The following is a 2,654-nucleotide window of genomic DNA, read 5'->3' as shown; positions in this document are numbered from 1 at the left end:
CGACGGCCCGCTCACCGATCTCGAGCGTGTAGCCCTCCGGCGCCGACGAATTCGGGTCGACGAACAGCTCGATCTCGGCGGGGGCCTCGTCGGCGACGGAGAGGCGGATGCCGGTGCGGCGCTCCACCGCGTCGATCAGTTGGGCGGCGGCGGGGGAGGAGCCGAGCACGCGCGTCGTCGCGGTGACGGGCATCCGCCCTCCTCGTGCGGCGGCGGAGACGGGCACGGGTACGAGAGGAAGGGGATGAGGAAGGACCATGAACAAAACCTACCTGCCGCGGCCCCTCAACGGAACGGGGAATCGAATCGATTCTGTGGCGGGGTGTCGATGTCTCCGCGTTCGCCGCCTCGGGCATCCGCTATGCTCGTAACCGTCGCGACTGGCGTCTGGGTGGACTACCACCGGGGAGCGACTGACCACGGAATTCGACCGCGCGCCTGGGCCGATAGGAACACCCCTTTCGAATCCGTCGTCAAAGGAGCATGTCACCATGACCGACCGTTACTTCAACGCCCCGCTCGCCGAGGTCGACCCCGAGATCGCACAGGTCCTCGACCGTGAGCTGAAGCGTCAGCAGACCTTCCTCGAGATGATCGCCTCGGAGAACTTCGTTCCCGTCTCGATCCTGCAGTCGCAGGGTTCCGTGCTCACGAACAAGTACGCCGAGGGCTACCCCGGCCGCCGCTACTACGGTGGCTGCGAAGAGGTCGACGTCGCGGAGTCCCTCGCGATCGAGCGGGCGAAGAGCCTGTTCGGCGCCGAGTTCGCGAACGTGCAGCCGCACTCCGGCGCGTCGGCGAACGCCGCGGTCCTGCACGCGATCGCCCGCCCCGGCGACACCCTGCTCGGTCTGTCTCTCGACCAGGGCGGCCACCTCACGCACGGCATGAAGATCAACTTCTCCGGCCGGCTCTACGACATCGTCGCGTACGGTGTCGACCCCGAGACCTCGACCATCGACATGGCGGAGGTCCGCCGCCTCGCGATCGAGCACAAGCCCAAGGTCATCATCGCCGGCTGGTCGGCCTACCCGCGCACCATGGACTTCGCGGCCTTCCGCGAGATCGCCGATGAGGTCGGCGCGCTGCTCTGGGTGGACATGGCGCACTTCGCCGGTCTGGTCGCCGCGGGTCTGCACCCGAACCCGGTTCCGCACGCCCACGTCGTCTCCTCGACCGTGCACAAGACCATCGGTGGCCCGCGCTCGGGCTTCATCCTCACGAACGACGCCGAGCTCGCCAAGAAGATCAACACCGCGGTCTTCCCGGGCCAGCAGGGCGGACCGTTGATGCACGTGATCGCCGCCAAGGCGACTGCGTTCAAGCTCGCCGGCACCCCGGAATTCAAGGAGCGCCAGGAGCGCGTGCTGCGCGGAGCGAAGCTCATCGCCGAGCGCCTTTCGCAGCAGGACGTGAAGGATGCCGGCATCGCGGTGCGCTCGGGCGGCACCGACGTGCACCTGGTGCTGGTCGACCTGCGCGACGCCGAGATCGACGGCAAGCAGGCGGAAGACCTGCTGCACGACATCCACATCACCGTGAACCGCAACGCCGTTCCGAACGACCCGCGTCCGCCGATGGTGACCTCGGGTCTGCGCGTCGGCACGCCGGCGCTCGCGACCCGCGGCTTCGGTGACGCCGAGTTCACCGAGGTCGCCGACATCATCGCCCTCGCGCTGCTCCCGGGTGCGGATGTGGAGTCGCTGCGCGCCCGCGTCGACGCCCTGGCCGCCGCGTTCCCCCTCTACCCGGACCTGCAGCAGTGACGGCGAAGATCCTCGACGGGAAGGCAGCGTCGGCAGCGATCCGTGCCGAACTCACGGAACGCGTCGCGGCGCTGAAGGAGCGGGGCGTCACCCCGGGCATCGCGACGGTGCTCGTCGGTGCAGACCCGGCATCGCAGCTGTACGTGGGCATGAAGCACCGGCAGTCCGAGGCGATCGGGATGAACTCGATCCAGCGCGAGCTGCCGGCGGATGCGACGCAGGCCGAGGTCGAGGCGCTGATCGACGAGCTCAACGCCGACCCCGCGTGCCACGGCTACATCGTGCAGCTGCCGCTGCCGAAGCACCTCGACACCGACGCCATCCTGGAGCGGATCGATCCGGCGAAGGATGCCGACGGACTGCACCCGACCAACCTCGGCCGCCTCGTGCTGAACGTCAACGGTCCGATCCACACACCGCTGCCCTGCACGCCGCGCGGCGTGATCGAGCTGCTGCTGCGCAACGACTACGACCTCAAGGGCAAGCACGTGGTCGTGGTCGGGCGCGGCGTCACCATCGGCCGTTCCATCGGGCTGCTGCTCACCCGCCGCGACCTCAACGCGACGGTCACGCTGACGCACACCGGCACCGTCGACATGCCGCGGTACCTGCGTGAGGCGGACGTGATCGTGGCTGCGGCCGGCGTCAAGCACCTGATCCGCGCCGAGGACGTCAAGCCCGGTGCCGCCGTGCTCGACGTCGGCGTGACGCGCGAGACGCACCCGGAGACCGGCAAGAGCCTGGTCTTCGGTGACGTCGCCCCCGGCGTCGCGGATGTCGCTGGTTACATCTCGCCGAACCCCGGCGGTGTGGGGCCGATGACGGTCGCCCTGCTCATGACGAATGTCGTCGAGGCCGCCGAGCGGGTCGTGTAGCCGCCGGCCGCCG

At 69.1% G+C, this 2,654-nt stretch carries 2 protein-coding genes, 1 pseudogene and 1 riboswitch; of the genes and pseudogenes, 2 read left to right on the top strand and 1 reads right to left on the bottom strand.

Annotated features, from left to right (window positions below):
* Positions 1-193, bottom strand: a pseudogene (locus ACNPM4_RS02935) (beta-N-acetylhexosaminidase); the annotation flags it as partial.
* Between the two features lie 173 nt (positions 194-366).
* A riboswitch (ZMP/ZTP riboswitch) is annotated at positions 367-451 on the top strand.
* Positions 452-491: 40 nt separating this feature from the next.
* Between ACNPM4_RS02935 and glyA the strand changes: the two are divergent.
* Both glyA and ACNPM4_RS02925 read left to right on the top strand, forming a co-directional pair.
* Positions 492-1,766 carry a serine hydroxymethyltransferase gene (gene glyA / locus ACNPM4_RS02930; protein ID WP_029262328.1) on the top strand — a complete coding sequence of 425 codons (1,275 nt, stop codon included), beginning with the start codon at positions 492-494 and terminating at the stop codon, positions 1,764-1,766.
* A complete protein-coding gene (locus ACNPM4_RS02925) occupies positions 1,763-2,641 on the top strand; it encodes a bifunctional methylenetetrahydrofolate dehydrogenase/methenyltetrahydrofolate cyclohydrolase (RefSeq protein WP_105711858.1) in 879 nt (292 codons plus the stop codon). Before glyA ends, ACNPM4_RS02925 begins: the two co-directional genes overlap by 4 nt.
* The last annotated feature ends 13 nt before the right edge of the window (positions 2,642-2,654 follow it).

The organism is Microbacterium umsixpiens (assembly GCF_053543675.1).
Note: the sequence above shows the minus strand (reverse complement) of the source record. Positions and strands in the feature narration are given on the sequence as shown.